The sequence below is a fragment of the Hymenobacter lucidus genome (assembly GCF_020447265.1).
Taxonomy (GTDB): domain Bacteria; phylum Bacteroidota; class Bacteroidia; order Cytophagales; family Hymenobacteraceae; genus Hymenobacter; species Hymenobacter lucidus.
This window is the reverse complement of sequence record NZ_JAJADR010000001.1, coordinates 434389-460338: the sequence shown is the minus strand read 5'-3', so window position 1 is coordinate 460338 and position 25950 is coordinate 434389. Positions and strand designations below refer to the sequence as shown.

Genomic DNA, 25950 nt, shown 5'->3' with positions numbered 1-25950 from the left:
TGAAACCACGCCTCAACCTGCCCCCTAAAGTATCTGTAGCTTTGCGGGCGCTATTGCTGCTCATTTCCCTCCGCTTACCCTGCCCCTGCTGCTCATGAACCAACCGCCCAAGGATACCGCCGCCGAAAAAGAAGGCCTGCACCCGCGCAACCGCCACCGGGGCCGCTACGACTTCCCGGCTCTGCTGCGCACCGCACCCGAGCTGGCTAAGTTCGTAGCTCCCAATGAGCACGGCGACGACTCTATCGACTTTGCCAGTCCCGAGGCGGTGAAAGCCCTGAACAAGGCGCTGCTCAAGCATTTCTACGGTATTCAGAACTGGGACATTCCAGCCGGCTACCTCGCCCCGCCCATTCCCGGCCGCGCCGACTACATTCACTACCTGGCCGACTTGCTGGCGGAAATGAACGACGGCGTGGTGCCGACCGGCAAGCGGGTACGGGTACTCGACGTGGGCACGGGCGCCAACTGCATTTACCCCATCATCGGCCACCGCGAGTATGGCTGGCGTTTCGTGGGCTCCGACGTAGACCCCGTGGCCGTGCGCGTGGCTAAGCAGATTGCGGCCAGCAACCCCGGTCTGGCCGGCACCGTCGAATGCCGCCTGCAAGCCACTTCCACCGATATTTTCAGCGGCATCGTGCGGGGCAGTGAGCTATTCGACCTGACCATGTGCAACCCGCCGTTTCACGCTTCGGAAGCCGAAGCCGAAGCCGCTACCCGCCGCAAAAGCCAAAACCTGGGCACTACTGGTAGTAGCGCCGCGGGGCCCAATTTCGGGGGCCAGTCGCACGAGCTGTGGTACGAGGGCGGCGAGGCCACCTTTACCTGGCGCATGGCCAACGAAAGCCTCATGCAGCGCCACAACTGCCTGTGGTTTAGCACGCTCATCTCGAAAAAGGAAACCCTGCCGGGCCTCTACAAAACCCTGCAGAAACTGGGTGCCGTCGATGTGCGCACCATTGGCATGAGCCAGGGCCAGAAAGTAAGCCGCATCGTGGCCTGGACGTTTCAGGATGCCGAGCAGCAGCAGCAGTGGCGGCAGCGTCGGTGGGCGGCCAGTCAGCCCGGCGGCCACCCGGCCAAAGGCGCGGCCGCGGCGCCGGCAATAGAGCCGGCAGCCGAATAAGCGGGGTATTGCTTTCTTTGGCCGGTCAATCCTCTTTTCCGGCCCTCGTAGCTCCGCGCCCTATGCTCCTCTCACGTTGTTTGCTGATCCGGGTGCTGGTGCTGCTGGCTTGGTTCTGGACTAGCGCTCCGGCCGTGGCCCAGAACTCCTATCTGACTACTATTCCCGACCCGAAGACGCTGGGACAAAGCTACGTCAGTGACCCCGACCACCTGCTGCAACCAGCCACGGTGCAGGATTTGAACGCCGTACTGCGCCCTCTCGACCAGGCCGGCCGGGCGCATATCGACGTGGTGCTTACGCGCAGTATCGGGCAGGAAGTGCCCAAAACGGCTGCTACGGCGCTGTTTAACCGCTGGAAAATCGGGGATAAGGAGAAGAACAACGGTTTGCTGCTCTTGCTGGTCGAGGATCAGCATAGGGTGGAGTTTGAAACCGGCTACGGACTGGAAGCCGACCTGCCCGACGTCATCTGCTTCCGCATTCAGCAGCGCTATATGGTGCCCGAGCTACGCCAGGGCCGCTACGATGCCGCCATCCGTCAGGGTGTGGCCGCCCTCATCCGCCAGCTCAGTACCGGCCACTTCGAGCTGCCCGCCGACTCTGCTGCCGCTCTGGCCGAAACCCCGGCTATGGCGTTGGCTGAAGAAGGTGACTTCGCCGTTGAATCCACCGACCCCAAGGCCTGGAGCGACTCGGAGGCATTCGGCGTAATAGCCGCCGTGTTGTTCCTGGTGGTGCTAGTACTGGTGCTATGGTTTCGGACGGGCACTGCCAAAGCCTACCACACCGTGCTGTTTGGGGGCCTGCTACTGATTCTGGGGGTGCTGGCCGCCACCGTGTACTTCGACCTGCCGGTGTCGCCGCGGCTGCTGATGGCCCTGAGCTACGGCTGGCCGCTGCTTTACCTGCACGGCTATCTGCTGCTGATAAACCAGCTGCTGGGCACCCGCTACGCCGGCCAGAGTCGCCACGCCCGCTACACGTTTCTCAACACGGCGCACCACGGGCTGGGCTTTCTGCGCTTTCTGTTTCCGCTGGGGCTGGCCTTCTACTGGCCCTGGCACCAGCGGCGCATGGCGGCCCTGCGCGAGGCTGCCTACGCCTGCCCGGCCTGCACCCAGCCCATGCACCGCCTCGACGAAACCCAGGACGACGCGGCTTTGCAGCCCGGCCAGTTCGCCGAAGAGCAGGTAGAGTCCGTCGACTACGACGTGTGGCACTGCGCGGCCTGCCAGCACCGCTTCACGCTCGAATACGCCAACCTCGGCACCGACGTGGAAGCCTGTGAGCAGTGCCACCACCGCACCGCCCAGCCCCAGCCCGACGAGGAAATGGAGGCCGCCACTACTTCCCACGGCGGCTGGGGCTGGCACGTGTGGTACTGCGCCTTTTGCCTGCATACCAAAAAGGAGAAATACACTACGGCCCGCCTGTCTTCGTCGTCCGGCAGCTCTTCGTCGGGCTCCTCTTCCTCGTCGTCCGGTTTTTCCTCCAGCAGCGGGGGCAGCTCCGGTGGCGGCGGAGCGGGCAGCAGCTGGTAGCTTTCCGCTGTACTTTCGTTTATGAAAAAGCTTTTTCTGGTGCTGTTTGGGCTGGCTGTAGCTGGCGAGCTGCTGGCCATGCTCACCGATTTCGGACCGCTGCACCTCATCTGCAAGCCCCTCATCGTGCTGGCTCTGGGCTGCTACTACCGCCGGGCCGCCCCGCGCCCGGCCGCGCTGGTGCTGGCGGCCCTGGCGCTGTCGTGGCTGGGCGACGTGCTACTGCTGTTTCAGGACGGCAACGCGCTGTTTTTCATCGGGGGCCTGTTGGCTTTTCTCTCGGCCCACGGCAGCTACATCGGAGCCTACCGGGGGCACCAGTGGGCGGGGCCGGGGCTGCCGGCGGGCCGCCGAGCGTTGTTGGCGCTGCCTATCATTGGGGCCGGCGTGGCCCTGCTTACGGCGCTATACGACCACCTGGGGCCGCTGCGGCTGCCGGTGCTGGGATATGCCGCCGTGCTGGTATTGATGGTGCTCGGGGCCCTGTTCCGCTACGGGCGCACCACGCCGGCCAGCTTTGCCTGGGTTACGGCTGGCGCGGGCCTGTTTATGGTATCCGACTCGGTGCTGGCCCTCAACAAGTTTCTGGCGCCCCTGCCCGCCGCCGGCTTCTGGATTATGCTCACCTACAGCACGGCCCAGCTCTGCATCGTGAAGGGCCTACTGGCGCACCAGCCGCCTGGGGCAATGCCCGCGTAAGCCACCGGTGCGCCGCGCTGGCTTTTAGCGCCAAGCTTTCAACGGGTAGCTTACCGAGGCCTGCACCGTCTGACCTTTCATGGCCCGCAGGCGGGTAATGCTGTTTTCTTTGGGCGTAAGGGAGCGGAAACCGGTGTAGCCGCGCACGCCCAGCACGAAGCCAGCCGGCAGCTTCACGCCTAGTCCGGCACTGGCCCCCACATCAAACCGCTCGTAGCCTTTGAGTGAACGGTCGTCGACGGTGAAGTGCTGGAGGCCGGCAATAGTGCTCATATCCACGGTGCCGGTGCGGTGGGCATCGAGCAGGTAGCCCACCTGCGGGCCGGCCTCCACGAAAAACTTACCGAACGTAGCCCGCAGCAGAATGGGTAGCTGCAGATACGTGAGGCCCAGGCGGTACTGGGCCTGGTAGCCCCCGTCGGAGATGGTGTAGTCGGAGATGTCGAGGCTGGTATTCTGGCGGCTGAGCTGCACCTCGGGCACCAGCGACAACCGGCTGCTGAGCTTCTGCTCGTAGAACATGCCCAGCTGGTAGCCCACGCGCCCGGTAGCTTTTTCGGCAACATTGGGCTGGTCGGGGCGAGTGGTAAGGCTGGTCACGTTGGCGCCCACCCGCAACCCCAGCTGGGCCTGGGCCGCGCTGGCCAGCAGCAGGCCGCCCGAGAGTAACAGAATCCGTTTCATAAAGAGGGGAATATATAGTACAAAGGGCCGGCAATGCCCGGCTCCTGTGTAGCAGAGCCCGCCCCGGGGCCGGAAGTTGCATTACGGCCCCTAACAGGACAGTCTTTTACCAGATGAATACCGTTCTGGAAAGCCATAAGCCGCCGCTCAAGCTGTGCTACGGTTGGTCGAAATTGGCCCGCTTGCCCAGGGCCGCCATCCGCACGGTTTCGACGATGCGAATGGCGCGGGTTTCGGGCCGCTTAGCCCCCAGCACCCACGAGAGCAGCTGCTTGCGCGCACTCGGGCTGAAGCCGGCAAATCGGCGGGCCGCTTCTGCGTTGGCAGCCAGCGCCTCGGCCAGGTCATTGGGCACTAGGCCAGCTTCGGCTGCGTCGAGGCTTTCCCAGGCCCCATTCTGCTTGGCTTTTTCGATGGCGGCCCGGCCGGCGGGCTCCAGCAGGCCGGCGGCTTCCAGCGCCAGCAGGCGCTGCTTGTTTACCTTGCTCCAGCCGCTGCGGGGCTTGCGGGGTGTAAAGAGCAGCATGGTGCGGTCGGCATCGAGGCGGCGCGGCAGCGAGTCGATCCAGCCGAAGCAGAGCGCCTCCTCCACCGACTCGGCGTAGCTGACGCGCCCCTGGCCGGTTTCCTTCTTGAAATATACCAGCCACACCCCGGGACTTTCGGCGTGGTGGGCCGCCAGCCACTGCCGCCACTCGGCGCGGGTTGCGGGATGAAACTGCAGGTAGGAATCGGGACGGGCCATGAGGCAAATAACTGAGAAAATCGGAAAAGGTGCCGCGGCCGGCCGCTGGCTTGTTCTGACTGCAAACCCGCTTCCAGTCCGCATATTTGCGCTTCGTTTCCGCGCCTGCCATGTCCAGCTTTCTTGCTTTCCTGAACACCCTGCAGCCGCTGAGTCCGGCCCTGACGGCCGCCCTGTTGGCGGCTACCACCCGCGAGCAGCTGCCGGCCCACCACCGGCTGCTGCAGCCCGGGCAGGTGGCGCGGCGGGTATACTTTCTGGAAACCGGCCTGGTGCGGGGCTACACGCTGCTGCACGGCCGCGAAATATCGTCCTGGTTTATGCCGGCCGGGGATTTCGTTATTTCCATCCTGAGCTTTCTTACCCAGCAGCCTTCCCAGGAATACCTGGAGCTGCTGGAGCCGGCCGTGGTGCATTCCATCACCTACGACCAACTCCAGGGCTTTTACCGCGACTTTCCCGAGTTCAACTTCATTGGCCGCCGTCTGCTGGAGAAATACTACGTGCTGAGCGAGCAGCGCGCCCAAAACCTGCGCGCTCGTACCGCCGCCGAGCGGTACGAGCTGCTGCTGCGCGACTTTCCCACCGTGTTTCAGCGGGTGGCTCTGCACCACATTGCCTCCCACCTGGGCATGGCCCCCGAAACCCTGAGCCGCCTGCGCAACAAGCACAGCTGAGGGCGGGGCCGAAAATGATATTTGTCATGAAAAGGGCAGGACTTGCCAGGCACCTTTGGGACGTCCTTTTTCCCGCTCCCTATGTACAAGATCATTCTGCCTGGCCTGCTGCTGAGTTTCATTCTGGGCTACCTGTACCTTGATGTAACCGTGCGCGACAGTTACTCCGGCCAATGGAACTGCGCCTCAACGGCCGATGCCCGCCAACAGGGCCTGCTGCTCCGCGAATACGTAGTGGAACCCGCCACGCTGCGCTTCGAGAATTACGAAGCTAGTTTTACCGACTGCTGGGTGGAAGAGCGCACCCGCACCTCCCACCGGTTCATCTTTTTCGAGCAGATAACCAAGCTGGGCGAGCCGCGCTTTGTGCTCAACTACCAGGGCCGCCGCCTCACCCCCGATGCCGATTCGACGGCCGAGGCAATGCTGGTACCCGGTAACGAAGGCCACGGCCTCGATCTGGCGGCCTCCCGGTGGGACAAGCAGCCTCTGGCGCTGGCGTATCACCAGTACACCGGGGAACCAGCCGCGCCTAGTGAGCACAATGACACGCTGTATTTCAGCATCGTCCGGCGCTGGAAAGACCAGCGTACCTACCAGATTAAGGCCTACCCCAAGCCAGAGTAGCAGTAGCCAGCGGATTGGATATCTTCGCCGGGTAAGATATTCCCATCCAACCCTCCCCTGCTACTGTGGCGCGTCAGGCTTCGGCAGCGGGTTTTCAACGAAATGCTTATGCAAACCGAGGCTGATATAGTGGTTATTGGCGCGGGCCTGGCGGGCCTGGTAGCAGCGGCCGAGCTGGCCGACGCCGGCAAGCGGGTGCTGCTGCTCGACCAGGAACCCGAACAGAATATGGGCGGCCAGGCCTTCTGGTCGTTTGGGGGCCTGTTCCTGGTCGATTCGCCCGAGCAGCGCCGCCTCGGCATCCACGACTCCTACGAGCTGGCGTTGCAGGACTGGCTGGGCAACGCCGACTTCGACCGGCCCGAGGATGCCTGGCCCCGGCGCTGGGCCGAGGCCTACGTGGGCTGGGCCGCCGGTGAAAAGCGCAGCTGGCTACACCAACAGGGCGTGCGGTTCTTTCCGGTGGTGGGCTGGGCCGAGCGGGGCGGCTACGGCGCCCGCGGCCCCGGCAACTCGGTGCCACGCTTCCACGTGACCTGGGGCACGGGTACCGGCGTAGTAGCCCCGTTTGCCCACCGCGTGCGGGAAGCCGTGAAAAAGGGCCTGATTACCCTCAAGTTCCGCCACCGCGTAACCGAGCTGACCCTGGCCGGCGGCGTAGTGGTGGGGGCCAGTGGGGAAATACTGGAGCCCAGCTCGGCGCCCCGGGGCGAGAAAAGCTCTCGGCTGGTGGTGGGCGAATTTGCCTTGCGGGCCCAAGCGGTTATCGTGACGGCGGGTGGCATGGGGGCCAACCACGAGTTAGTGCGTCGGCACTGGCCCGCCCGCCTCGGCCAGCCGCCCGCGCACATGCTTTCGGGCGTGCCCGAACACGTCGACGGCCTGATGCTGGGCATCAGCGAAGCGGCCGGCGGCCGGCTCATCAACCAGGACCGGATGTGGCACTACACCGAGGGCGTCGAAAACTGGAACCCCATCTGGGCCCGGCACGGCATCCGGATCTTGCCCGGCCCGTCGTCGCTCTGGCTCGATGCCCGCGGCCAGCGCCTGCCAGGGCCGCTCTACCCCGGCTTCGATACGCTGGGCACGCTACACCACCTGCGCCAGACGGGCCACGACTACAGCTGGTTTATCCTGACCCAGAAGATTATCCGCCACGAGTTTGCGCTGTCGGGCTCCGAGCAAAACCCCGACCTGACCAACAAAAGCTGGCGTCAGACACTAGGCCGCGCCTTTGGCAAAGGAGCCCCGGCCCCAGTGGAAGCCTTCAAGCAGCACGGGGCCGACTTTATCGTGCGCGACAACCTGCCCGACCTCGTGCAAGCCATGAACGAGCTGACCGGCGCGCCGCTGCTCGACTACGCCCAGGTGGAGCAGGAAGTGCGGGCCCGCGACTCGCAGCTCAACAACCCCTTCAGCAAGGACGGCCAGATTACGGCTATCCGCGGGGCCCGCCACTACCTCGGCGACAAACTCATCCGGACCGCGCCCCCGCACCGCCTCCTCGACCCCACCAAAGGCCCGCTCATTGCCGTGCGCCTGCACGTGCTGACCCGCAAAAGCCTCGGCGGCCTCGAAACCGACCTGTCGAGCCGGGTGCTGGGCGCCGATGGCCAACCGATACCCGGCCTCTACGCGGCGGGCGAAGTAGCGGGTTTCGGCGGGGGCGGCATGCACGGCTACCGGGCTCTGGAAGGCACGTTTCTGGGCGGCTGCCTTTTCTCGGGCCGCATTGCCGGCCGCGCCGCCGCCCAGGCCGTGGGGTAAGCGCACCGCAGGACCCGTTGTCGTCAGGCAGCGGCCTGCTACCTACTGCGCGCCGCCAGTAGTTCAGTTTTGCCGTAGCTTTCGGCGGTACTTCACCTTGCTAATCTGCCTGTATGCCCGATCAGAACCGCTACGAACAGCTACGCGTCCCGCAGAGCTTTACCATTACGTCCCTCGTTTTTCGCAGCCCCGAGTACTACGACAACTGGCTTTCCAGCGGCGGCGACAGTCCCGATAAAACCCAGCTTTCCTTTCATTGCTCGGCCTGCACCAATCCGGCCGTCAAGATTACGGTAAGTGACGGTCACTACCTGGATGGCAACACGGGCCCGGTGCTGGATAAGGCGGCCGCCGCGTATGGCGGCATCGAAGGCGTAAATGAAATAAAAGGGTACCATTTCTCCGGTATGTACGCCTACTACCTGCGCTGCAACCAGTGCCAAACCACACACTTGGTGGTGGTCAGCTATACCGAGCACCAACCCTCGCGCGACGTGTTCAAGCTCAGCACCATCTTCACCATCGAGGTGAATTGAAGCCCACACGATTGTCGCAAATGCCCCGTATGGTTGTCGGATTCACCCGCCGCCATCGGGGCGCCGGGCCGGTACCTTTGGGACGCTAGCTAACTACTACCTACCATGAGAAAACTAAAGCTACAGGTCCAGATGACCGTCGACGGCTACATGGCCGGCCCCAACGGCGAAATGGACTGGATGACCTTCAGCTGGGACGAGGCCCTGAAAAGCTACGTAGCCGACCTCACCGAGCCCGTCGACTGCATCGTGCTGGGCCGCAAGCTGGCCCAGGGCTTTATTCCGCACTGGGCCGCCGTAGCCGCCACGCCCGACAACCCAGAAGTAGCGGCCGGCCAGAAGTTCACCGACACGCCCAAAGTGGTGTTTACCCAAACCCTGGAGCAGGCCGCGTGGGACAATACCGTGCTGGCTAAAGGCGACCTGGTGGCCGAAATAACGCGGCTCAAAGAGCAGCCCGGCCAGGATATCATTGCCTACGGCGGGGCCACATTCGTGTCGGCCCTCATCAAGGCCAACCTGATTGACGAGTACCACCTCTTCATCAACCCCGCCGCCATTGGCCGGGGGCTGCCCGTTTTCCAAAGCCTGGACAACACCCAGCACCTGACGCTGGTAAAAGCTACCGGCTTCGAGTGCGGGGTGACGGTGCTGCACTACGAGCCCAAGCGCGGCTAAGAAATAGTGCCACTGGTGCGCCTCGGGGGCTAGAGTGATGAGCCGTAGCGCCAACTGGCTCCGCAACTGCCCAATTTTATTTTACAGCAACGCAGCAGCGGCCGAAGCTCCGGGAGCTTCGGCCGCTGCTGCGTAGTGGCGGGCTGGTGGCACCAAGCGGCCAGACTTCAATATATTTTATCCTATATATTTACCCCTTTCATTCACTCTCTCTTTCTATTCCTTTCCCTATGCTCTACCGCTCTTCCCCGTTGCTTCTGGCTACTGTCCTGCTGCTGGCGGGCTGCGAACAGGCCCAGGAAGCCAAAAACACGTACTCGGCCCTGTCGAAGCTGAGCAAGAATGCCGAAAAGATGGGCGAGGCTATGGAAGAAGCCAAGTCGCACCGGGCCGAGCGGGAGAAGAACGGCGACACGCTGGCTTTGCCCTACAAAAAGCTGCAGGAATACCTGCCGGAAGCCGTGCCCGGCTTTGCCACCGCCGACGCGCCCTCGGGCCAGACCATCAAGATGCCCGGCATGAACTACTCCCAGGCCACGCGCGAATTCCACCAAGACAACAAGACCATCACCGTTACCCTCACCGACTACAACGCTTCCTCGGAGCTCTTTACCGCTTCGGCCGCCGTAACGGGCATGGCCATGGAAATGGAAGACGACGAGCAGCTCATCACCAGCTCCGACCTGGGCATTGCGGGCCTCAAGGCCTTTGAGCGCTACGGCAAGAAAGACCGCCAGGCCAGCGTCACGGTAGCCGTCAACGACCGGTTCATGGTGTCGGTATCGGGCACCGAGCAGCCTGACATGGAAGCCGTGAAAGCCGCCGCCAAAGCCCTGAAGTACGACGAGCTGCAGAAGCTCTAGGCTTGCGGCAATACGAACTGTCGGGCTGAGTATTCCGCGCATCAAGCGGCGACGAAGGACTTTGCCCCCCTGCTCCATGGCCACTTTTACTAACGCAAAAAGCCCTTTCCCACACGAGCAGGAAAGGGCTTTTTGCGTTGAATAAGGCGTGTCACTCAGGCGAGGGAGGTCCTTGGCAAAGCTCAGGATAACGGGATAAGCAACGTCAGCACGCGAGATTCCTCGTGGGGCTCGGAATGACGTTCAGCTTGCAACGCTCTACCTTAGCTGATAGGGTGAAACAGCCGGTTCCAGCGGATTTTGTGCAGCAGGTCGGCGTAGGGGTCTACCGACCACCAGACGAAGACGGCTTTGCCCACGATGTGGTCTTCGGGCACGAAGCCCCAGAAGCGGGAGTCCTCGGAGTTGTGGCGGTTGTCGCCCATCATGAAGTAGTAGTTCTGCCGGATGGTATAGCTCGTGAGCGGCCGGCCGTGCTGGTAAATCATGCCCTGCTGCCAGCTGATGCCCTCATTGGGCTCGTACTGGGCCACGATGGTGTAGTAGGCCGCCGCGTTGGCGGGCGTCAGGGCAATGGTCTGGCCCCGGCGGGGCACGGGCAGCGGGCCGTAATCGTCAATCTGCCAAGCCCGGGGCTGGCTGCTAAGCGCGGCAGCGGGGTTGTGGAAGTCGGCTACGTCGGGAAACAGCGAAGCTTGGTATTGGGGCACGGTGAGGCTGCGGGCGTAGGGCTGGCGGCGGAGGTAGCTGGCGGTGGCAGCCGGGCAGCTGATAAGGAAGCCGGCCTGGCCCGTGGCGGGGTCGGTGGTGGCGCGGGGCTGGCCATCGGGCTCGTTGTAGTCGACTACGCCGTGGGCGCGCAGGTCCTGCCGGATGGCATCGTTGGGGGCATCTACTTGCAGGAAATAGGTATTCTGCAAGCGGCCCGCCACCGGGCCGGGCTGCCCGTTGAGAAACACCTGCCCGTGGCGAATGGCTACCGTGTCGCCGGCCACGGCCACGCAGCGTTTGATGAGGTGGGTGCGCATATCGGCGGGGCGCTGCTGCTCGTGGGGCACGTGAAACACGACCACATCGTTGCGCTTCACCTCGGAGAAGCCCGGAAATCGGAACTGGGGTAGCTGAATGGCCTCGGAGTAGCTTTTCACGCCGGTACCCCAGAGCGTCTGGTGCGTGAGGGGCACTTGCAACGGCGTGCGGGGCGTGATGGGACCATAGTGCAGCCGGCTTACGAAAAGGTAGTCGCCCACCAGCAGGGAGCTTTCCATACTGGGCGTGGGAATGGTGTACGCCTCCACCGCCGACCAGCGGATAAATGTGGCTACCAGAATGGCAAACACCAGGGCGTCGCGCCACTCGCGCGCGGCACTCTTGGGCAGTGGCGGCGAAGGTGCGCCCCGGCGCCAGAATCGGAAGAAGCTCATAGAAACCAGGCTAAAAGTGGAGGTGTGGTGGGGCAGATGCGCTTTCCGGCCTCGGCGTTGCCTGACCCAGCTGGTTTTTGGCAGGCCTAGCAAGCCGCACAGGCATCTTTAATTTCCTATACTTGGGCCCTAACGCCGGTTTGTTGGCTGCTGGTTTTGCCGGCTGCCCAACTAGGCTAGTAGCTCTGTATTCCTCTTCCCCAACTGCTTTGTTGATGAAATCTACGCTTGTATTCTGGACCGCGGCCGTGGTCCTCACTGCTTGCCAAACCCAGCCGGCCAACCAGCCAGCCAGCTCCTCGCCCCCCGTCGTGGCCCCAACCGAGCAGGTTTCTGCCCCCGACCCGGAAACCGAATCCAAGTCGGACTCCGAATCGGTTACGATGCGGGCCCTGGCCCAGCCCCTGCCGCCGCCCCCCGTGGTCATAGCCGGTGATTCGACCCGGGCCCGGCAGTGGCTGGTGGCCAGCATCGAGGAAAACTTCGCCGATAAGGTCAAGGAGCAGCAAAACAGCGAATCCGAAAACCCGGACGGCATCTACACGGCGCAGTACCTGAACTACAAGGATGACGCAATCTTTCTGGTATACACCGAGGACGAAGGCGCGCTGGCAGCCAAAGCCCGGCAGGCATTCGAGCGAAAGTGGGCCGCCCGCTACAACACCCGGTACGTGAAGCAGGGCGGCTTTTTGTTTGCCCCCGAGGGCTACGGCAAAGCCCAGGTGAGCCAGTGCAAGCTCAAGGAAAGCCGGTCCTTCAACGCCTTCCTGTTCGAGGTCGTCATTCACGACCTGGGCACCAACACCGACGGCAAGGGCGACATCAAAGTCATCAATACCGCCCAAGGCTATAAGATTGACGACGTGCTCGAATACTAGCCGGACCCAGCACCGCCGCACCACGGCCCGGGCTACTACCGGCCCCAATACCACCAGCGGCCGAAGCTCTCGTAGCTCCGGCCGCTGGTGGTATTGGGAATAGACACATAACACGCACGGCCCGCAGCCGCGCTACCCGCCGTAGCTTTCCTTCTGGAAGCCAAAGGCCCGCAGCTGGGCCTCGAAGGTGTCGGGGTAGTTGGCCTTGAGGTGGTGAATCAGGGCCTGGAGAGCTTTGCGCACCTGCTTTTTGCCCTGACTTTTGCTGCTCACCTTGCCGCTGCGCTGCCCGGTAGTCTCGGTGGTTTGCTCCACTAGCTGCTGGTACTCCGTGAGTAAGGGTTGCCAGTGGGCGGTGCCGTATTTCTTCTTGTCGAAGCCGTGGGACTTGAGGGCGGCCAGCAGCTTGGTTACGGCTTTTACCCGCTCGGGGCGCCCCACGGGCAACCCATACTTTTGGTGGGCCTTCTCGATACCAAACTCGCCGTAATAGGCCGTTTCGTCGTCATGCGCTTCGGCCAAGTAGCCTTTCACGTAGCGCAAACCTGCATTCAGTAGTTGGTCGAGGGCTTTGAGCCGTTTCGACTGTGGGGTGCGGGCATCGCCGGCCGCATCGGCCGCGTCGCGGTGCCGGGCAAAGGCCTCGGCCTGCGCGGCCAGGTCGGCCTTGGTGAGCCACAGCAACTCGGGCAGCTCGGATGCCTGCCAGGCCTTGGCCACGGTGGTAGCTAGGGCGGCCAGCGCTACTTCCGAATCGGGCAGCTGGCTGCGGCGACGAATGGGGTTGGGAGTGTTCGGCCCGGCCGGTAATAATGAATCTGACATGATAGGTAAGTAGTAGTTAATGAATGGCATAAGGTAGTATTTCTCTGGTAAGCTCCACCCTTTTACCACCGCGCCCGCCGCACTTTTTTTGCAGCACTTCCTATAGGAAGTTGCTCGTACGTAGCTGCGTAAGGACCACTTCCTATCTAATCTGCTCCTAAGTACTGCGGTAGAAGTAACTTCCTATAGGAAGTTGGCTTGTTGTAGTTGTGGAAGAGCATATTCGGTAGGAAGTTGCTTCGCCGTACTGCGGTAGAGGCAACTTCCTACAGAGAGTCGGATGAAATACTTTGTAAAACGGCCACTTATGGCCGCCCCCGCTCGGCTACATCGAGTGAGTTCTACATCTGAACAGTTCCGCCGCAAATCCGCCCGAAGAGCTACCCCCATCATCCGCAGCCGCGTGTAGTAGAACTGCTAGAGCGGAGGCGTTACTCGGCAAAGCCAAGCGACGGTAGGGTTAGTAGTAATTAAAGACGATCTTTTGAATCTATAATTGCATCTTTACTAAGAAACAAAATCTCACACTTGCTACGATATGACCCTCAAAGAAGCTGTTTTACAAAGTTTAGAAGAAATGGGCAACCTTGTTACACATAATGATGTGTGCAACCATGTAGTACTTAACAATTATTATGACTTTGGGCAATCCAAAACACCATCTTCCACTGTCTCAGCTTTACTAGGTGATTTTATTCGAAATGGGGATTCGCGTGTAAAAAGGGTAAGTACAGGAAAGGGAAACTTCAGCTACTACTTAAGTAAAAATGAAGCAACTATTTTTCCTGTGGCGGGTACTGAAACTCAGCCTACACAAGTCCTGCCTCTAAAGAAAACATTATATAAAGAGAGAAGCTTACATAAGCTATTTAGTACTTACCTGAAAAGTGTAGATGTGTCATCCAAGACAATCTATCATGAACAATCAGCCAATAGCAAGGATAGCAATCAAAAATGGATTCATCCGGATATGGTAGGGGTTGAGTTTACCAACTTACATACGAAGACCAGTCAAAGCTTTATTAAGTCAACTAGCGTTGCTGACTCGTTCAAGATTACATCATACGAGCTAAAGCGAGAAATACACAACGACTATGACTTAAAACAGGCATATTTTCAAGCTGTTTCAAATTCAAGTTGGGCTAATTTTGGTTATCTAGTTGCCTTTGAAATTAATAACAATTTAAGTGACGAGATAAGTAGACTTAATCAATCATTTGGAATAGGAGTGATAGAACTTAAGGCTAACCCTTATGAAAGCAAGGTTATACATCAATCCAGATTCAAGGGCCTCGATTTTAAAACCATCGATAAGTTATGCCATATTAATACAGATTTCAATAATTTTATAGACAAAATCGATAAAATATTGAAAGCAGATGACAGATACATCAAATCCAGCGAAAAAGAACTTCAGGAGTTTTGCGACACATACTTTAAATCAGATGCCGATATCACCGCCTATTGCCAGGAACAAGATATTCCGACTAACGGTAATTAGGTATGTACTAAAACTCAAGAAGTATTGACACAAACCAAAATAAAACGCAAAAGCGGCCGAGGCGCCTGGTAGCTCCGGCCGCTTTTGTGTTGCTGCCTTGTGGCTTGGAATTATATATGAATAGCCCGGTTCTCAGTAGCCGCCAAACATGCTTGCTTCATGGCTTCGGCGTAGGTGGGGTGGGTGTGGCTTATGCAAGCCCCAGTACCGGCAATGAGGTCGGTCGAGGCGCGTCAAAGAGGATACCGTGCGCGGCCAAACTATTCTTGCTTGATAAAGCGACACTAGTAGCCGTCAAGCGTGCCTCTGAATAGCGCCTCGACTACATCATTATGTGGCCTTCGGCTAATCAAGCATCTGCCGAGGTGGCCCTACCTTGCAGCCATCTCCAAGACAAGCCCATGAAAGCATTTCTGTTTCTGCTCAGCAACCTCCTCCTAGCCCTGGGAGCCACTGCCCAAACCAAGCCCGCCGAGCTGCTGCTGCTGGGCACGTTCCACTTCCACAACCCCGGTGCTGATATCGTGAAGACGAAATCATTTGATGTGCTGGCGCCCAAGGCTCAGGCCGAGTTGGAGACGATGACTGGCCGCCTCAGCCAATGGCACCCCGATAAGGTATTTGTGGAGTGGGACTGGAGCAAGCAGGCCGAGCTAGACGCGCTTTACCAGCTCTACTTGGGCAGCCAGTACGAGCAGGCCATTCAGGCCAAATACGCCAAGCCCAGCCAGCGCGACTTCTACCTGAAAAACGAAATTGTCCAGCTGGCCTTCCGCACCGCCAAGAAAGCGGGCCTGTCGCGCGTGTACGCCTTCGATTACCTCAAAGCCACGTTCCCCTACGACAGCGTGCAAAAGGCCATGCAGCAAGCCCACCAGGATGTCCTGATCCAGCGCCTTGGGGAAACATTCAACAAAGTAGAAGCCGACCAGAACCGTAAACTCAGCACCTTTACCCTCACGCAGCTCCTGCTCGATTTCAACACACCCAGCAGCATAAACGAGAACAAAGGCGCCTACCTCGACCTGTTCAACAAGGCCGGCAGTATTGAGAGCTTTGCCGGGCCTTGGTTGGTGTCGGAGTGGTACCGGCGTAACCTGTACATGTACTCGGTGGTGCAGAAAACCGTGGAGCCCACCGACCAGCGCGTGCTGGTGCTGGCGGGCGCGGCCCACACGGCCATGATGCGCGAGTTTGCCCAATATGACTCCCGCTTCCGGCTCAAGGAGCTGAAGGACGTGGTAAAGTAGCCGTGCGGAGTTGAGCCGGGCAACCTGCGAGTTTGCCGTTTTCCGCTTACTTACCGGGCCAGCCACCAAAACAACAGCGGCTGTAACTCCTAGGAGCTACAGCCGCTGTTGCGTTGCTGCCTTGCGGCTGAGAATGAGAATTACATGTGAATCGCCCGGTTCTCGGTGGCGGCGAGGCAGGCTTCCTTCATGGCTTCGGCGTAGGTGGGGTGGGCGTGGCTCATGCGGGCCACGTCCTCGGCCGAGGCGCGGAACTCCATGGCCGTTACGGCTTCGGCAATGAGGTCGGCGATGCGCGGCCCGATCATGTGGACGCCCAGGATTTCGTCGGTTTCCTTGTCGGCCAGCACTTTCACGAAGCCGTCGAGGTCCATGGAGGCGCGGGCGCGGCCCGAGGCGCGGAAGGGGAAGGAGCCGGTTTTGTAGGCCTTACCCTGCTCCTTGAGCTGCTCTTCGGTGTAGCCTACGCCGGCCACTTCGGGCCAGGTATACACCACGCCCGGAATCAGCAGGTAGTTGATGTGAGGCTTCTGGCCCGCCAGGGTTTCGGCCACGTACACGCCTTCTTCCTCGGCCTTGTGGGCCAGCATGGCGCCGCGAATCACGTCGCCGATGGCGTAGATGCCGGGCACGGAAGTCTGCAGGTGCTCATCGACCTTGATACGGCCCCGCTCTTCCATTTCGATGCCAGCGGCTTCCAGATTGAGGCCGGCGGTGTAGGGCACGCGGCCCACGGCCACCAGACAGTAGTCGCCCTCAAACTTCACTTCCTCGCCTTTCGGGTTGGTGGCGGTTACGGTCACGGCGTCGCCCTCACGGGTAGCGCCGGTTACCTTGTGGCTGAGGAAAAACTCGATGCCGATTTTACCCAGGATGCGCTTAAGCTCTTTGCCCAGGCCGCGGTCCATGGTCGGGATGAGCGAATCCATGAACTCCACCACCGACACTTTCGCGCCGAGGCGGGCATACACGGAAGCCATTTCCAGACCGATAACGCCGCCGCCGATGACAATCATGTGCTTGGGCACCTCGCGGATATTCAGGGCCTCGGTGGAGGTGATGATGCGCTCCTTGTCCTGGGCAATGAAAGGCAGCACCGTGGGCTTGGAGCCCGTGGCAATGATGACGTGCTTGGTTTCAATCTGCTGAGCCTCGCCGCCCTCGGTGGGCGTGATGCTGATGTGGTTTTTATCGACGAACGAGCCCACGCCGCGCAGCACCTCAATCTTGTTCTTCTTCATCAAGAACTGGATACCGTCGGTATTGGCCTTCACCACCCCGTTTTTACGGTCGATGAGCTGGTTCATGTTGATTTGCAAATCGCTCAGCTCAATGCCGTGCTCCTTGAAGGTGTGGGCGGCATTGTGGTAGTGCTCGGTCGAGTCGAGCAAGGCCTTGCTCGGGATGCAGCCCACGTTGAGGCAGGTGCCGCCCAGGGTGGGGTATTTCTCGATGAGGGCCGTTTTGAAGCCGAGCTGGGCGCAGCGGATGGCCGCTACATAGCCGCCGGGGCCGGAGCCGATGACGGTAACGTCGTATTGGGTCATGCTAAGGTGAATTCGGTGAGAATCAACTGGGGCGAAGGTACGAACGGGGCTTTAGTGAATTGGTGATTTAGTGAGTTTTGTTCGGATGTGTTCAGCAAACCCGTGTCATTGCGAGCAAAGCGAAGCAATCCGTCCTCTGCGAAGTATGACACATTCTTTACCCACCAAGCCCTTTATAGTAACAAGCTATGCACTACTATGTCTACATCCTGACCAACGCCAACCACGCGGTGCTCTACATTGGCGTTACGAACGACCTACAGCGGCGCGTGCACGAGCATAAAACCGGTTTACACCCCGGCTTTACGAAGAAGTGCAACGTGCACAAGCTGGTGTACTGGGAGCAGTTCACAGAAGTAAAAGCCGCTATAGACCAGGAGAAACAACTTAAGGCCGGGTCAAGGCAAAAGAAGCTGGACCTGATACAGTCTTTCAATCCGGAATGGAAAGACCGGTTTGACACGCTGGGCTAAAAGCCTTGTCATTGCGAGGAGGTACGACGAAGCAATCTGTCCTCTGACATGTGCTGAGTGCCCTGAAGTGAAAAGCCCTTTACCGCGCTAGGTGGTAAAGGGCTTTTCACTTCAGGGCACTCAGCACATGTCAGAGGACGGATTGCCACGGCCTTCGGCCTCGCAATGACACGGAAAAAAAGAGCTTTCTGGGGAAAGGGCGGGGCGTGCTGCGTGGAGGACGGATTGCTTCGCGTTGCTCGCAATGACACGAGAAATTAGCTACCTCGGAGGGCCGAGAGCCTGGAGGCGCTGCCGGGCGTTTTGGTTGGCGGGGTTTAGCTGCAGGGAGCGGCGGTAGTGGGTAATGGCCGCTTGAACGTCCTGGTTTTTCTCGTCGGCTTCGGCCAGGCTGTCAAACAGGTTGGCGTCGTTGGGATAGAGCTCCGTGCCAAGGGCGAAGATGGCTCGGGCGGCGGGCAGGTCGTGGGCCTCGCGCAGGAGCTGATAGCCCCAGGTATTCAGCGTGCCTTCCGACAACACAAACGTGGGCTCCTGCTGCTGCATTTGTCGGTAGATTTCCAGGGCCTGGCCGAAGCCGTCCCGGGCCAGGGCCGCCGCGAAGCCGGCCTGCGTGGGCAAGGGGCCAGTTCGGGCGGGCAGGTGGTAGAGGCGAGCCATATGGGCCGGTACGCCGTTCTGGGTGGGCGTGCGGCCCAGGAACTGCTGGCCGGTGGCGTCGCCTTTCAGCTGGGCGTTGAGAAACTCGAGGGTGTAGCGGCCGGTCCAGTGGTAGGCCGCTTCCACTTCGGCCCGGGAATACTCCGTGAAGTGCGCCGGGGCAGCAAAGCGCAGCCCGATGGTGGAAAAGTCGCTGTGCTCCATCGGGTTCATGACCACGTGGTAGAGGTCCGAGTACTTGGCTTCGTTCAGCAGAATCCCCGTCGTTTCCATCCCTTTGGCACTAAGCTCGCGCACCGATTCGGAGCGGCGCTGCACGTACAGCCACGGTACGGTCAGACGCACGCGGGATACGGGCTTGGTGTCCTCCTGGGCTTTGGTACCATCAAAGCTGACGATGGCGCCAATACGCGTGTCTTGCGTGGCCGCCAGGGCATTGGCCAGGCCGCCCCAGCTCCAGCCGGCGGCGGCCACATGGGCCATATCCGCCTGGGGCAGGGTGTGGGCGTATGAGAGCAGGAATTGGATATCACGAGCCTGCGTGTCCAGCCCTTCGGCATCGAAGTTCATGTCCTTGGTACGCGTGCCCAGGCTGCGGCTGGCCAGCACTACGTAGCCGTGGCTGGCGAGGTATTCGCACAGGTCGGCGGCTTCGTGGGCCGTGCCGCCGCCGCCGGCGGCATAAATCACCACCGGAAACTTGCCCGCCGCGGCCGGGGCATTGCGCACGGCCCACATGCGCTGATCAAAGAGCTGCTGAGCTTGTTTCGGGCCTACTTGAGCGGCGGCCCACTGCAGCTTGTCGGCCAGGAAGGCAGCGGCTTCCGCATCGGTGCGGGTGAAGTTTTCGTCGGTGGCTTCGGTGCGCAGGTAATCGGCATACCGCAGGGGAGTACCGCCTTTCGGGGCCGGGTACCACACCAGGGTTTGGATGGGGCGGGCCAGCTCGCCGGTCGTTGGTTTTCCCGTTACGGCATCGGTGCGGCCTTTGTAAGCCCGCGCATAATCGTATTGCTGCACCACGCGGAAGCCCACGCCGTGGGAGCCTTGCCGAAGGTCGGCAAAACCGGACGCCGCCTGGGCAATAGACGTGCAGAAGCACAGAATAACAAATAGAGTAGCTCTTACCATGCAGGAATACAAATGAAATGCGGGGCAATGATACCACTTCATTCGCCCCGCCACTACCCGTATATCCTAATCCACTAATACCCCGATGTAATAGTTGAACGTGTCGACTTCGAGGTTGTCTTTCGTCGCGCCGGGTATTTCCACGGGCTGAAAGCGGGTGCCGGGCTGGATGAAGCCGTACTGTCCACCCTTCACGCGCACCCGAACCGGCATGTCGAAGTCGGGCACATTAGCTACCCAGCGCACCAGCAGCTGGCCTTCCTCCTGGCGAATTTCCAGGGTCGGGATGCTGGGGTGGCGCAGATACTGGTCGAACACCTTCGTCAGGTTTTTGCCGCTGTGCTGGTTGATGTAGCCGATAATTTGGTCGGTCGTCACGGTCTGGTGGTAGAAGTGCTTGCCCAGACCCCGCAGAATCTGGCGCCACTTCTCGTCGTCATTGATGATGATGCGCACCATGTTGAGCAGGTTGCTGCCCTTGTCGTACATATCCCCCGAGCCTTCCTGATTCACGCCGTAGGGCCCGATGATGGCCCCGTCGTTCTGGATGTTGCGCCGCTGCCCGTGGATGTACTGCTGGGCGGCGGCTTTGCCAAACTGGCTTTCGGTGAACAGGGCCTCGGAGTACGTCGTGAAGGCCTCGTGGATCCACATATCGGCAATGTCCTTGCTGGTAATGTTGTTGCCAAACCACTCGTGGCCACTTTCGTGGATGATGATAAAGTCCCACTTCATGCCCCAGCCGGTGGCCGAGCGGTCCTGGCCCAGATAGCCGTTCTGGTACTTGTTGCCGTAGGCCACGGCGCTCTGGTGCTCCATGCCCAGGTGGGGCGCATCCACCAGCTTGTAGCCGTCCTCATAAAACGGGTAGGGCCCAAACCAGTGCTCCAAGGACTTGAGCATGGGCTTCACATTGGCCGCGAAGTGCGTTTTGGCCTTGGCCAGGTTTTCCTGCAGCACCCAGTATTCCAGCGTCAGCTTGCCCTTTTCGCCGGTGTAGCTGTCCACGAAGCTGGTGTAGTCGCCCACGTTCAGGGCCACGTCGTAGTTGTTGATGGGGTTGCGCACGGCCCAGTCGAAGCGCGTGGCTCCGCCTTTGAGCTTGGTGGTTTTGCGCAGCCGCCCGTTCGACACATCCTTGAGCCCCTGCGGCACCGTCACGCTGATGAGCATCGAGTCCACTTCGTCGGCCTGGTGGTCTTTGGTGGGCCACCACACGCTGGCGCCCAGGCCCTGGCAGGCCGTGGCTACCCAGGGCTTGCCGTTAGCGTCTTTGGTGAATACCAGGCCGCCGTCCCAGGGCGCGCGCTCGGCCACCCGGGGCTTGCCGGAATAAAAGACGGTGAATTCGTCACGGCTGCCTTTGCGGATCGGCTGGGCAAAAGTGACGAACACGGCATTGGCCTCGCGGGTGAAGGGCAGATTCTGGTCTTTGTGCACCACTTTCTCCACCGTCAGGTTGGCAAACAAATCGAACTGCAGACGCGTGAAATCCTGAGTGGCCGTGAAGCGGAACAGGTTGGAGCCGCTGAGGGAGCGGTTCTCAATGTTGAGCGTCACGTCGAGGTGGTAGTAGTTGATATCGTAGCAGGTGCGCAGCGGCGTGAGAGTGCCGCGCAAAGAATCGGCGCGGGAAGCGCCGAGCTTGGCCTGCAGCAGCTGGGCCGAGGCAGTCTGACTCAGGCCGAGAAATGCAGCCAGGAAGAGTAAGGTACGAAGCATAGAAACGGAAGATTGAGCGGTATAACAGACTCCGACGCGAGCCGGAAGTTGCCAGCAGCCCGGGCCGTAGCCCGAACTTTAGCTGCGCTGACCTTTGGGTGTAGTTCGCACTACGGCCAGGGTTGGCCCGGCGAAGGTAGGCTACCGCAAGTTTCGGGTGGCCGTCCGGCGCAGTTTCCCGTAGGTTTACGGCTACAATTCTTTGCTTATGCCAACTGCCACTCCCTCCCGCGCCGCCATCCTGGGTGCCTTTGCCATCGTCTACATTATCTGGGGTTCTACCTACCTGGGCATCCGGTTTGCCATCGACAGTATTCCGCCCCTGCTTATGGCCGGCTCGCGCTACCTGCTGGCGGGTCTCATTCTCTATACGTTCATGCGGCTGCGGGGCGAAGCAGCACCCACGCGGCAGGGCTGGGCTACGGCCGTCATCATCGGTATCTGCCTGCTCACGTTCGGCAACGGTGGCGTCACGCTCGGCGAGCAGTACGTTCCCTCGGGCATGGCGTCGCTGCTGGTGGCTACGGTGCCCATGTTTCTGGCCCTGCTGGGCTGGGCCAGCGGCGTGGCGGCCCGGCCCACGCCCTGGGTGGCACTGGGCCTGGTGCTGGGGCTGGTGGGGGTGTATCTGCTGGCCCGTACCCCGGGCGCAAGTCATGTGGCTATTCCGGGCCACGAGGCCACCGGCATTACGCTGGTGCTGGTAGCGGCGCTGGTGTGGGCCATTGGCTCATTGTACTCCAAGAAAAAGCAGGCGGCCTCCTCCCCTTTCCTGGCCGGCGGCATGCAGATGATCTGCGGCGGCCTGGCTATGCTTATCATCGGCCTGGTGCGGGGCGAAGCGGCCGACTTCGAGCTGGCGGCCGTTACGACCAAGTCGTGGCTGGCCTATGCGTACCTGGTTACGCTTGGGTCCATCGTGGCTTTTTCGGCTTACATCTGGCTGCTGCGGGCCGTAGAGCCCGCCCTAGCTGGCACGTATGCCTTCGTCAACCCGGTGGTAGCTGTGCTGCTGGGCTGGGCCTTTGCCGGCGAGCAGCTCACCATCGGCATGCTGGGCGGGGCGGCGCTTATTGTAGCGGCTGTGGTGCTTGTAGTGTTGGGCGGCCGGCAGAAGGCTGAGCCGATTGAACCAAGCAAGCTTGACCGCTAAATACAGCACGTCAAAAAATAAATAAATTGACTCTACAGCCTGTGCAAACGATTTTCCACACCATAATTCATACTTTTTATACAAATATACATACCACATAGAGCGAAATTGATGAAACCTGCGTAAATTCGCTGCGTATCTGGTACTCCACTCGCTTAGCCGCTGCTCATGAAACCATCTGCTATTCTCCCCGACATCAGAACCGAAGGCGACATCAAGACGCTTGTTGACACGCTGTGCCACAAAGCCACCAATGACACCTTATTGGGAGCACGCTTCGGCGCAGCAGCCCGCATCCACTGGCCCCACTACCTCACCACCCAATACCGCTACTGGAGCAGCACCCTGCTGGGCCAGGGGGCTCAGGAAGGTGAGCCACTGCCCGAGCAGCTGGCCATGCCCACCAGCGGCCCGCACATTGAGCACTGGGTTACGCTATTTTCTTCGGCCGTGGAAGAGTGCTTTGCCGGCTCCAAAGCCGAAGAAGCCAAAAAGCTGGCCCGCCAGATGGCCACCCGCCTCAGCCTGACCCGTACCCGCGAATTGCCCGTCGATTAGACGACCCTAGATAACTCCCACCCGCACTACTCCTTTCCCACCCTTTCCTTTCCACGACCCGCATTACTCCTTTCATTCACCACCCCGCTGTGCTTCGCCCTTCCACACAGTTTTGAAGCGACAGTCCTGAAAAAAGCCCCGTACTTCACCAGTACGGGGCTTTTTTTGGCTGATAAAGCCGGATGGAACCCGAAGGCAAGCAGGCCTCTATTCGTCCTTGTAGAGTTTGCCGGCCTTGTCGGCCGAGAGCTTAATGCCCTTAATCATGGCTGAACTGAAGCCGTGGTGTTCCATTTCATTGAGGCCGGCAATGGTGCAGCCCTTCGGCGAGGTAACTTTATCAATTTCCTGCTCGGGGTGCGAGGCCAGTTGCAACAGCAAGTCAGCAGCGCCTTTGGCCGTTTGGGCCGCCATTTTCAGCGCATCGTGAGCATGAAAGCCGATTTCGGTGCCGCCTTGCGAAGCTGCCCGGATGGCGCGCAGAAAGAAGGCTACCCCGCAGGCGCACAAAGCTGTGGCCGAAGTCATCAGCTCCTCGTTGATGCGCACGGTCATACCCACGGTGTCGAACAGCTTTTCTACCAACGCAATATCATTCTCCACTTCCTGGTCGCTGGCAATGCAGGTCATCGACTGGCCGATGCCGATAGCCGTGTTGGGCATGGCCCGCACCACGCGCACGGCCGCCCCGGCCTGGGTGCGAATGTCCTGGCAACTCACCCCGGAAATCACCGAAATCAGCAGGTGCTTGTCGGGGTTAATGGCGCTTTTAATGCTTTCCAGCAACTTATTGAGCTGCTGGGGCAGCACGGCCAGCACAATAATGTCGGCCTGGTCTACGGCGGCCAGGTTGTCGGTAGTGGTGTGGTAGCCGGCCTGGGCCAGGGGTGCCAGTGCGGCAGCGTTGCGGCGGGTTAGAGTAATGGCATCGGGCGTGGCCATGCTGGCCTTTACCAGCCCTTTGGCCAGGGCAATGCCGATGTTGCCGCTGCCCAGAATGGCAATCTTCGTAGTCGTGTCTTCCATTATTTCTACGGGTTAGCTGCCTTAAGGGCAGTTGATGCAAACTACTTGATTTTGTTTAGGTTGAAACCGAATGGGCACAAAAAAGGGCGGCTCAGAAGTCTGGGCCGCCCTTTTACAAGGTTAATAGGTACTACCAATTACACGCCCAGCAGCAGGCGCGTCGGGTCTTCGAGCAATTCTTTCACGCGCACCAGGAACGACACCGACTCGCGGCCGTCGATAATGCGGTGGTCGTAGCTCAGGGCCAAGTACATCATCGGGCGAATCACGACCTGACCGTTTTCGGCCACGGGGCGCTGAATGATGTTGTGCATCCCGAGAATGGCCGACTGTGGCGCGTTGATAATCGGGGTGCTCATCATGGAGCCAAATACGCCCCCATTGGTGATGGTGAACGTGCCGCCGGTCATCTGCTCGATGGTGAGCTTGTTGTCGCGGGCCAGCGTAGCCAGCCGCACTACTTCCTTCTCGATGCCTTCGAATGACAGCTCTTCCGCGTTGCGAATGATGGGCACCACCAAGCCTTTCGGGGCTGAAACGGCGATGCTGATGTCACAGAAATCGTTGTATACGATGCTGTCCCCGTCGATCTGGGCATTCACGGCGGGCCACTCTTTCAGGGCCACGCACACGGCCTTGGTGAAGAAAGACATGAAGCCCAGGCCCACCCCGTTTTTCTCCTTGAACTTGTCCTTGAACTTGTTGCGCAGGTCCATGATAGGCTGCATGTTCACCTCGTTGAAGGTGGTGAGCATGGCCGTCTCGTTTTTCACCGACACCAGGCGGCGGGCAACGGTCTTGCGCAGGTTGCTCATGCGCTCCTTGCGCTGGTTGCGGTTACCACTGGTGGCTGGCGCGGCGGCAGCGAGTTTGGCAGCCGGGGCAGCCGAAGCTGGTGCAGCAGCCGGTGCGGCTGGGGCAGCCGGACGAGCCTGAGCGTTCAGGGCGTCTTCCTTGGTAATGCGTCCATCCCGGCCCGAACCCTGCACATCACCAGCGGCAATACCTTTCTCACCCAGAATCTTACCAGCCGCCGGTGAAGGCGTACCGGTAGCATAGCTGGAAGTGCTGGCCGAAGCCGGAGCAGTAGCAGCGGGGGCAGCCTGGGTGGCGGCGGGAGCAGCGGCCGGAGCTGGAGCAGCAGCGCCGCTACCACCTTCGATGCGGGCAATAACGGTTCCGATACCGATAGTTTCGCCTTCCTTCACGGCGTGGCGCAGCGTGCCGGCGCCTTCGGCAGGCAGCTCAAACGTAGCCTTATCTGATTCGAGCTCGGCAATAACTTCGTCGCGCTCTACCTGTGCCCCGTCGGGCTTCAGCCACTTAGCCACGGTTACTTCCGTAATGGACTCGCCTACCGACGGAATCTTCATTTCGACGGTAGCACCACCGGCCGAAGCGGCCGGGGCCGCAGATTCGGCGACGGGAGCAGCCGCACCACCTTCCGGCTTACCACCGTAGCCGGCCTGGTCACTGGCTTTAGGGTTTTCTTCGCCTTTGCTTATCGGGTCGGCGGCCGGAGCCGCGGGGGCAGCGGCCGGTGCGGCGGCTTGTGGCTGTGCAGCCGGAGCAGCAGAACTGTCACCGTTGATGCTGGCAATAACGGTTCCGATGCCGATAGTTTCGCCCTCGGCCACCTGGATTTTGAGCACACCGTCGGTTTCGGCGGGCAGTTCAAACGTGGCTTTGTCCGATTCGAGCTCGGCAATAACTTCGTCACGCTTTACCGTGTCGCCGTCCTGTTTCAGCCATTTAGCAATAGTAACCTCGGTGATAGACTCGCCGACAGCGGGAATTTTAATTTCCAGACCCATAGGGAGGGAGTTAGAAGGGTTTCGGGTGAGAGTGTCGCG

24 protein-coding genes are annotated in these 25950 nt (G+C 60.4%); 15 read left to right on the top strand and 9 right to left on the bottom strand.

Annotated features, from left to right (window positions below; translation table 11 throughout):
• Positions 1-94: 94 nt before the first annotated feature.
• From rlmF to LGH74_RS01955, 3 genes are all read left to right on the top strand, one after another.
• The gene (gene rlmF, locus LGH74_RS01965) at positions 95-1129 is read left to right on the top strand and encodes a 23S rRNA (adenine(1618)-N(6))-methyltransferase RlmF (protein ID WP_226171102.1); all 1035 of its coding nucleotides are present in this window, start codon (positions 95-97) and stop codon (positions 1127-1129) included.
• A gap of 62 nt (positions 1130-1191) precedes the next feature.
• On the top strand, positions 1192-2673 hold the full coding sequence (locus tag LGH74_RS01960) for a TPM domain-containing protein (RefSeq protein WP_226171099.1): 1482 nt from the start codon (positions 1192-1194) through the stop codon (positions 2671-2673).
• Between the two features lie 21 nt (positions 2674-2694).
• Complete coding sequence (locus LGH74_RS01955) at positions 2695-3372, top strand: lysoplasmalogenase (RefSeq protein WP_226171095.1); 678 nt, start codon at positions 2695-2697, stop codon at positions 3370-3372.
• 24 nt (positions 3373-3396) lie between these two features.
• On the opposite strand, the gene LGH74_RS01950 is transcribed toward LGH74_RS01955, so the two are convergent.
• Together LGH74_RS01950 and LGH74_RS01945 are read right to left on the bottom strand one after the other, a co-directional pair.
• A complete protein-coding gene (locus LGH74_RS01950; protein WP_226171092.1) occupies positions 3397-4056 on the bottom strand; it encodes a porin family protein in 660 nt (219 codons plus the stop codon).
• 157 nt (positions 4057-4213) lie between these two features.
• On the bottom strand, positions 4214-4801 hold the full coding sequence (locus LGH74_RS01945) for a YdeI/OmpD-associated family protein (RefSeq protein WP_226171088.1): 588 nt from the start codon (positions 4799-4801) through the stop codon (positions 4214-4216).
• A 110-nt stretch (positions 4802-4911) separates the two neighbouring features.
• On the opposite strand from LGH74_RS01945, the gene LGH74_RS01940 reads away from it, so the two are divergent.
• The 6 genes from LGH74_RS01940 (at position 4912) to LGH74_RS01915 (ending at position 9949) form a co-directional block, all read left to right on the top strand.
• Positions 4912-5478, top strand: a complete 567-nt coding sequence (locus LGH74_RS01940) for a Crp/Fnr family transcriptional regulator (RefSeq protein ID WP_226171085.1) — start codon at positions 4912-4914, stop codon at positions 5476-5478.
• 81 nt (positions 5479-5559) lie between these two features.
• Positions 5560-6105, top strand: coding sequence for a hypothetical protein (locus tag LGH74_RS01935; protein WP_226171083.1), 546 nt, complete (start codon positions 5560-5562; stop codon positions 6103-6105).
• Positions 6106-6213: 108 nt separating this feature from the next.
• Positions 6214-7872, top strand: a complete 1659-nt coding sequence (locus LGH74_RS01930) for an FAD-binding dehydrogenase (RefSeq protein ID WP_226171080.1) — start codon at positions 6214-6216, stop codon at positions 7870-7872.
• Positions 7873-7985: 113 nt separating this feature from the next.
• The gene (locus LGH74_RS01925; protein ID WP_226171078.1) at positions 7986-8408 is read left to right on the top strand and encodes a hypothetical protein; all 423 of its coding nucleotides are present in this window, start codon (positions 7986-7988) and stop codon (positions 8406-8408) included.
• Between the two features lie 105 nt (positions 8409-8513).
• Positions 8514-9086: a dihydrofolate reductase family protein gene (locus LGH74_RS01920; protein WP_226171075.1), complete on the top strand. Its 573-nt coding sequence runs from the start codon at positions 8514-8516 to the stop codon at positions 9084-9086.
• A gap of 230 nt (positions 9087-9316) precedes the next feature.
• Positions 9317-9949, top strand: a complete 633-nt coding sequence (locus tag LGH74_RS01915; RefSeq protein ID WP_226171072.1) for a hypothetical protein — start codon at positions 9317-9319, stop codon at positions 9947-9949.
• 263 nt (positions 9950-10212) lie between these two features.
• Here LGH74_RS01915 and lepB read toward each other — a convergent pair whose 3' ends face one another.
• Complete coding sequence (gene lepB / locus LGH74_RS01910) at positions 10213-11373, bottom strand: signal peptidase I (RefSeq protein WP_226171068.1); 1161 nt, start codon at positions 11371-11373, stop codon at positions 10213-10215.
• A gap of 215 nt (positions 11374-11588) precedes the next feature.
• On the opposite strand from lepB, the gene LGH74_RS01905 reads away from it, so the two are divergent.
• Complete coding sequence (locus LGH74_RS01905; protein WP_226171065.1) at positions 11589-12251, top strand: hypothetical protein; 663 nt, start codon at positions 11589-11591, stop codon at positions 12249-12251.
• 132 nt (positions 12252-12383) lie between these two features.
• On the opposite strand, the gene LGH74_RS01900 is transcribed toward LGH74_RS01905, so the two are convergent.
• On the bottom strand, positions 12384-13076 hold the full coding sequence (locus LGH74_RS01900; RefSeq protein WP_226171062.1) for a hypothetical protein: 693 nt from the start codon (positions 13074-13076) through the stop codon (positions 12384-12386).
• Between the two features lie 538 nt (positions 13077-13614).
• Here LGH74_RS01900 and LGH74_RS01895 point away from each other — a divergent pair.
• Together LGH74_RS01895 and LGH74_RS01890 are read left to right on the top strand one after the other, a co-directional pair.
• Positions 13615-14577 (top strand): hypothetical protein, encoded by a 963-nt coding sequence (locus tag LGH74_RS01895; protein ID WP_226171059.1) that lies wholly within the window; start codon positions 13615-13617, stop codon positions 14575-14577.
• A 401-nt stretch (positions 14578-14978) separates the two neighbouring features.
• Positions 14979-15827 carry a DUF5694 domain-containing protein gene (locus LGH74_RS01890; RefSeq protein WP_226171056.1) on the top strand — a complete coding sequence of 283 codons (849 nt, stop codon included), beginning with the start codon at positions 14979-14981 and terminating at the stop codon, positions 15825-15827.
• Positions 15828-15967: 140 nt separating this feature from the next.
• Here the strand turns inward: LGH74_RS01890 and lpdA are convergent, their stop codons facing one another.
• Positions 15968-17374 carry a dihydrolipoyl dehydrogenase gene (gene lpdA, locus LGH74_RS01885; protein WP_226171053.1) on the bottom strand — a complete coding sequence of 469 codons (1407 nt, stop codon included), beginning with the start codon at positions 17372-17374 and terminating at the stop codon, positions 15968-15970.
• A gap of 188 nt (positions 17375-17562) precedes the next feature.
• Here lpdA and LGH74_RS01880 point away from each other — a divergent pair, with 188 nt between their 5' ends.
• Entirely contained in the window at positions 17563-17847 is a 285-nt protein-coding gene (locus LGH74_RS01880) for a GIY-YIG nuclease family protein (RefSeq protein WP_226171050.1), read from the top strand.
• Between the two features lie 261 nt (positions 17848-18108).
• On the opposite strand, the gene LGH74_RS01875 is transcribed toward LGH74_RS01880, so the two are convergent.
• Both LGH74_RS01875 and LGH74_RS01870 read right to left on the bottom strand, forming a co-directional pair.
• Complete coding sequence (locus LGH74_RS01875) at positions 18109-19638, bottom strand: dienelactone hydrolase family protein (protein ID WP_226171033.1); 1530 nt, start codon at positions 19636-19638, stop codon at positions 18109-18111.
• Between the two features lie 66 nt (positions 19639-19704).
• On the bottom strand, positions 19705-21360 hold the full coding sequence (locus tag LGH74_RS01870) for a M1 family metallopeptidase (protein ID WP_226171030.1): 1656 nt from the start codon (positions 21358-21360) through the stop codon (positions 19705-19707).
• Positions 21361-21568: 208 nt separating this feature from the next.
• Here LGH74_RS01870 and yedA point away from each other — a divergent pair, with 208 nt between their 5' ends.
• Complete coding sequence (yedA, locus tag LGH74_RS01865) at positions 21569-22513, top strand: drug/metabolite exporter YedA (RefSeq protein ID WP_226171027.1); 945 nt, start codon at positions 21569-21571, stop codon at positions 22511-22513.
• A 168-nt stretch (positions 22514-22681) separates the two neighbouring features.
• Complete coding sequence (locus LGH74_RS01860) at positions 22682-23071, top strand: group III truncated hemoglobin (protein ID WP_226171024.1); 390 nt, start codon at positions 22682-22684, stop codon at positions 23069-23071.
• A 207-nt stretch (positions 23072-23278) separates the two neighbouring features.
• Here the strand turns inward: LGH74_RS01860 and proC are convergent, their stop codons facing one another.
• Entirely contained in the window at positions 23279-24097 is an 819-nt protein-coding gene (gene proC / locus LGH74_RS01855; RefSeq protein ID WP_226171021.1) for a pyrroline-5-carboxylate reductase, read from the bottom strand.
• 137 nt (positions 24098-24234) lie between these two features.
• Entirely contained in the window at positions 24235-25911 is a 1677-nt protein-coding gene (gene odhB, locus LGH74_RS01850) for a 2-oxoglutarate dehydrogenase complex dihydrolipoyllysine-residue succinyltransferase (protein ID WP_226171005.1), read from the bottom strand.
• Positions 25912-25950: the final 39 nt, after the last annotated feature.

Coding starts and splice junctions, on each gene's coding strand:
- rlmF (WP_226171102.1), top strand. CDS start 95: ATGAACCAACCGCCCAAGGATACCGCCGCCGAAAAAGAAGGCCTGCAC.
- LGH74_RS01960 (WP_226171099.1), top strand. CDS start 1,192: ATGCTCCTCTCACGTTGTTTGCTGATCCGGGTGCTGGTGCTGCTGGCT.
- LGH74_RS01955 (WP_226171095.1), top strand. CDS start 2,695: ATGAAAAAGCTTTTTCTGGTGCTGTTTGGGCTGGCTGTAGCTGGCGAG.
- LGH74_RS01950 (WP_226171092.1), bottom strand. CDS start 4,056: ATGAAACGGATTCTGTTACTCTCGGGCGGCCTGCTGCTGGCCAGCGCG.
- LGH74_RS01945 (WP_226171088.1), bottom strand. CDS start 4,801: ATGGCCCGTCCCGATTCCTACCTGCAGTTTCATCCCGCAACCCGCGCC.
- LGH74_RS01940 (WP_226171085.1), top strand. CDS start 4,912: ATGTCCAGCTTTCTTGCTTTCCTGAACACCCTGCAGCCGCTGAGTCCG.
- LGH74_RS01935 (WP_226171083.1), top strand. CDS start 5,560: ATGTACAAGATCATTCTGCCTGGCCTGCTGCTGAGTTTCATTCTGGGC.
- LGH74_RS01930 (WP_226171080.1), top strand. CDS start 6,214: ATGCAAACCGAGGCTGATATAGTGGTTATTGGCGCGGGCCTGGCGGGC.
- LGH74_RS01925 (WP_226171078.1), top strand. CDS start 7,986: ATGCCCGATCAGAACCGCTACGAACAGCTACGCGTCCCGCAGAGCTTT.
- LGH74_RS01920 (WP_226171075.1), top strand. CDS start 8,514: ATGAGAAAACTAAAGCTACAGGTCCAGATGACCGTCGACGGCTACATG.
- LGH74_RS01915 (WP_226171072.1), top strand. CDS start 9,317: ATGCTCTACCGCTCTTCCCCGTTGCTTCTGGCTACTGTCCTGCTGCTG.
- lepB (WP_226171068.1), bottom strand. CDS start 11,373: ATGAGCTTCTTCCGATTCTGGCGCCGGGGCGCACCTTCGCCGCCACTG.
- LGH74_RS01905 (WP_226171065.1), top strand. CDS start 11,589: ATGAAATCTACGCTTGTATTCTGGACCGCGGCCGTGGTCCTCACTGCT.
- LGH74_RS01900 (WP_226171062.1), bottom strand. CDS start 13,076: ATGTCAGATTCATTATTACCGGCCGGGCCGAACACTCCCAACCCCATT.
- LGH74_RS01895 (WP_226171059.1), top strand. CDS start 13,615: ATGACCCTCAAAGAAGCTGTTTTACAAAGTTTAGAAGAAATGGGCAAC.
- LGH74_RS01890 (WP_226171056.1), top strand. CDS start 14,979: ATGAAAGCATTTCTGTTTCTGCTCAGCAACCTCCTCCTAGCCCTGGGA.
- lpdA (WP_226171053.1), bottom strand. CDS start 17,374: ATGACCCAATACGACGTTACCGTCATCGGCTCCGGCCCCGGCGGCTAT.
- LGH74_RS01880 (WP_226171050.1), top strand. CDS start 17,563: ATGCACTACTATGTCTACATCCTGACCAACGCCAACCACGCGGTGCTC.
- LGH74_RS01875 (WP_226171033.1), bottom strand. CDS start 19,638: ATGGTAAGAGCTACTCTATTTGTTATTCTGTGCTTCTGCACGTCTATT.
- LGH74_RS01870 (WP_226171030.1), bottom strand. CDS start 21,360: ATGCTTCGTACCTTACTCTTCCTGGCTGCATTTCTCGGCCTGAGTCAG.
- yedA (WP_226171027.1), top strand. CDS start 21,569: ATGCCAACTGCCACTCCCTCCCGCGCCGCCATCCTGGGTGCCTTTGCC.
- LGH74_RS01860 (WP_226171024.1), top strand. CDS start 22,682: ATGAAACCATCTGCTATTCTCCCCGACATCAGAACCGAAGGCGACATC.
- proC (WP_226171021.1), bottom strand. CDS start 24,097: ATGGAAGACACGACTACGAAGATTGCCATTCTGGGCAGCGGCAACATC.
- odhB (WP_226171005.1), bottom strand. CDS start 25,911: ATGGGTCTGGAAATTAAAATTCCCGCTGTCGGCGAGTCTATCACCGAG.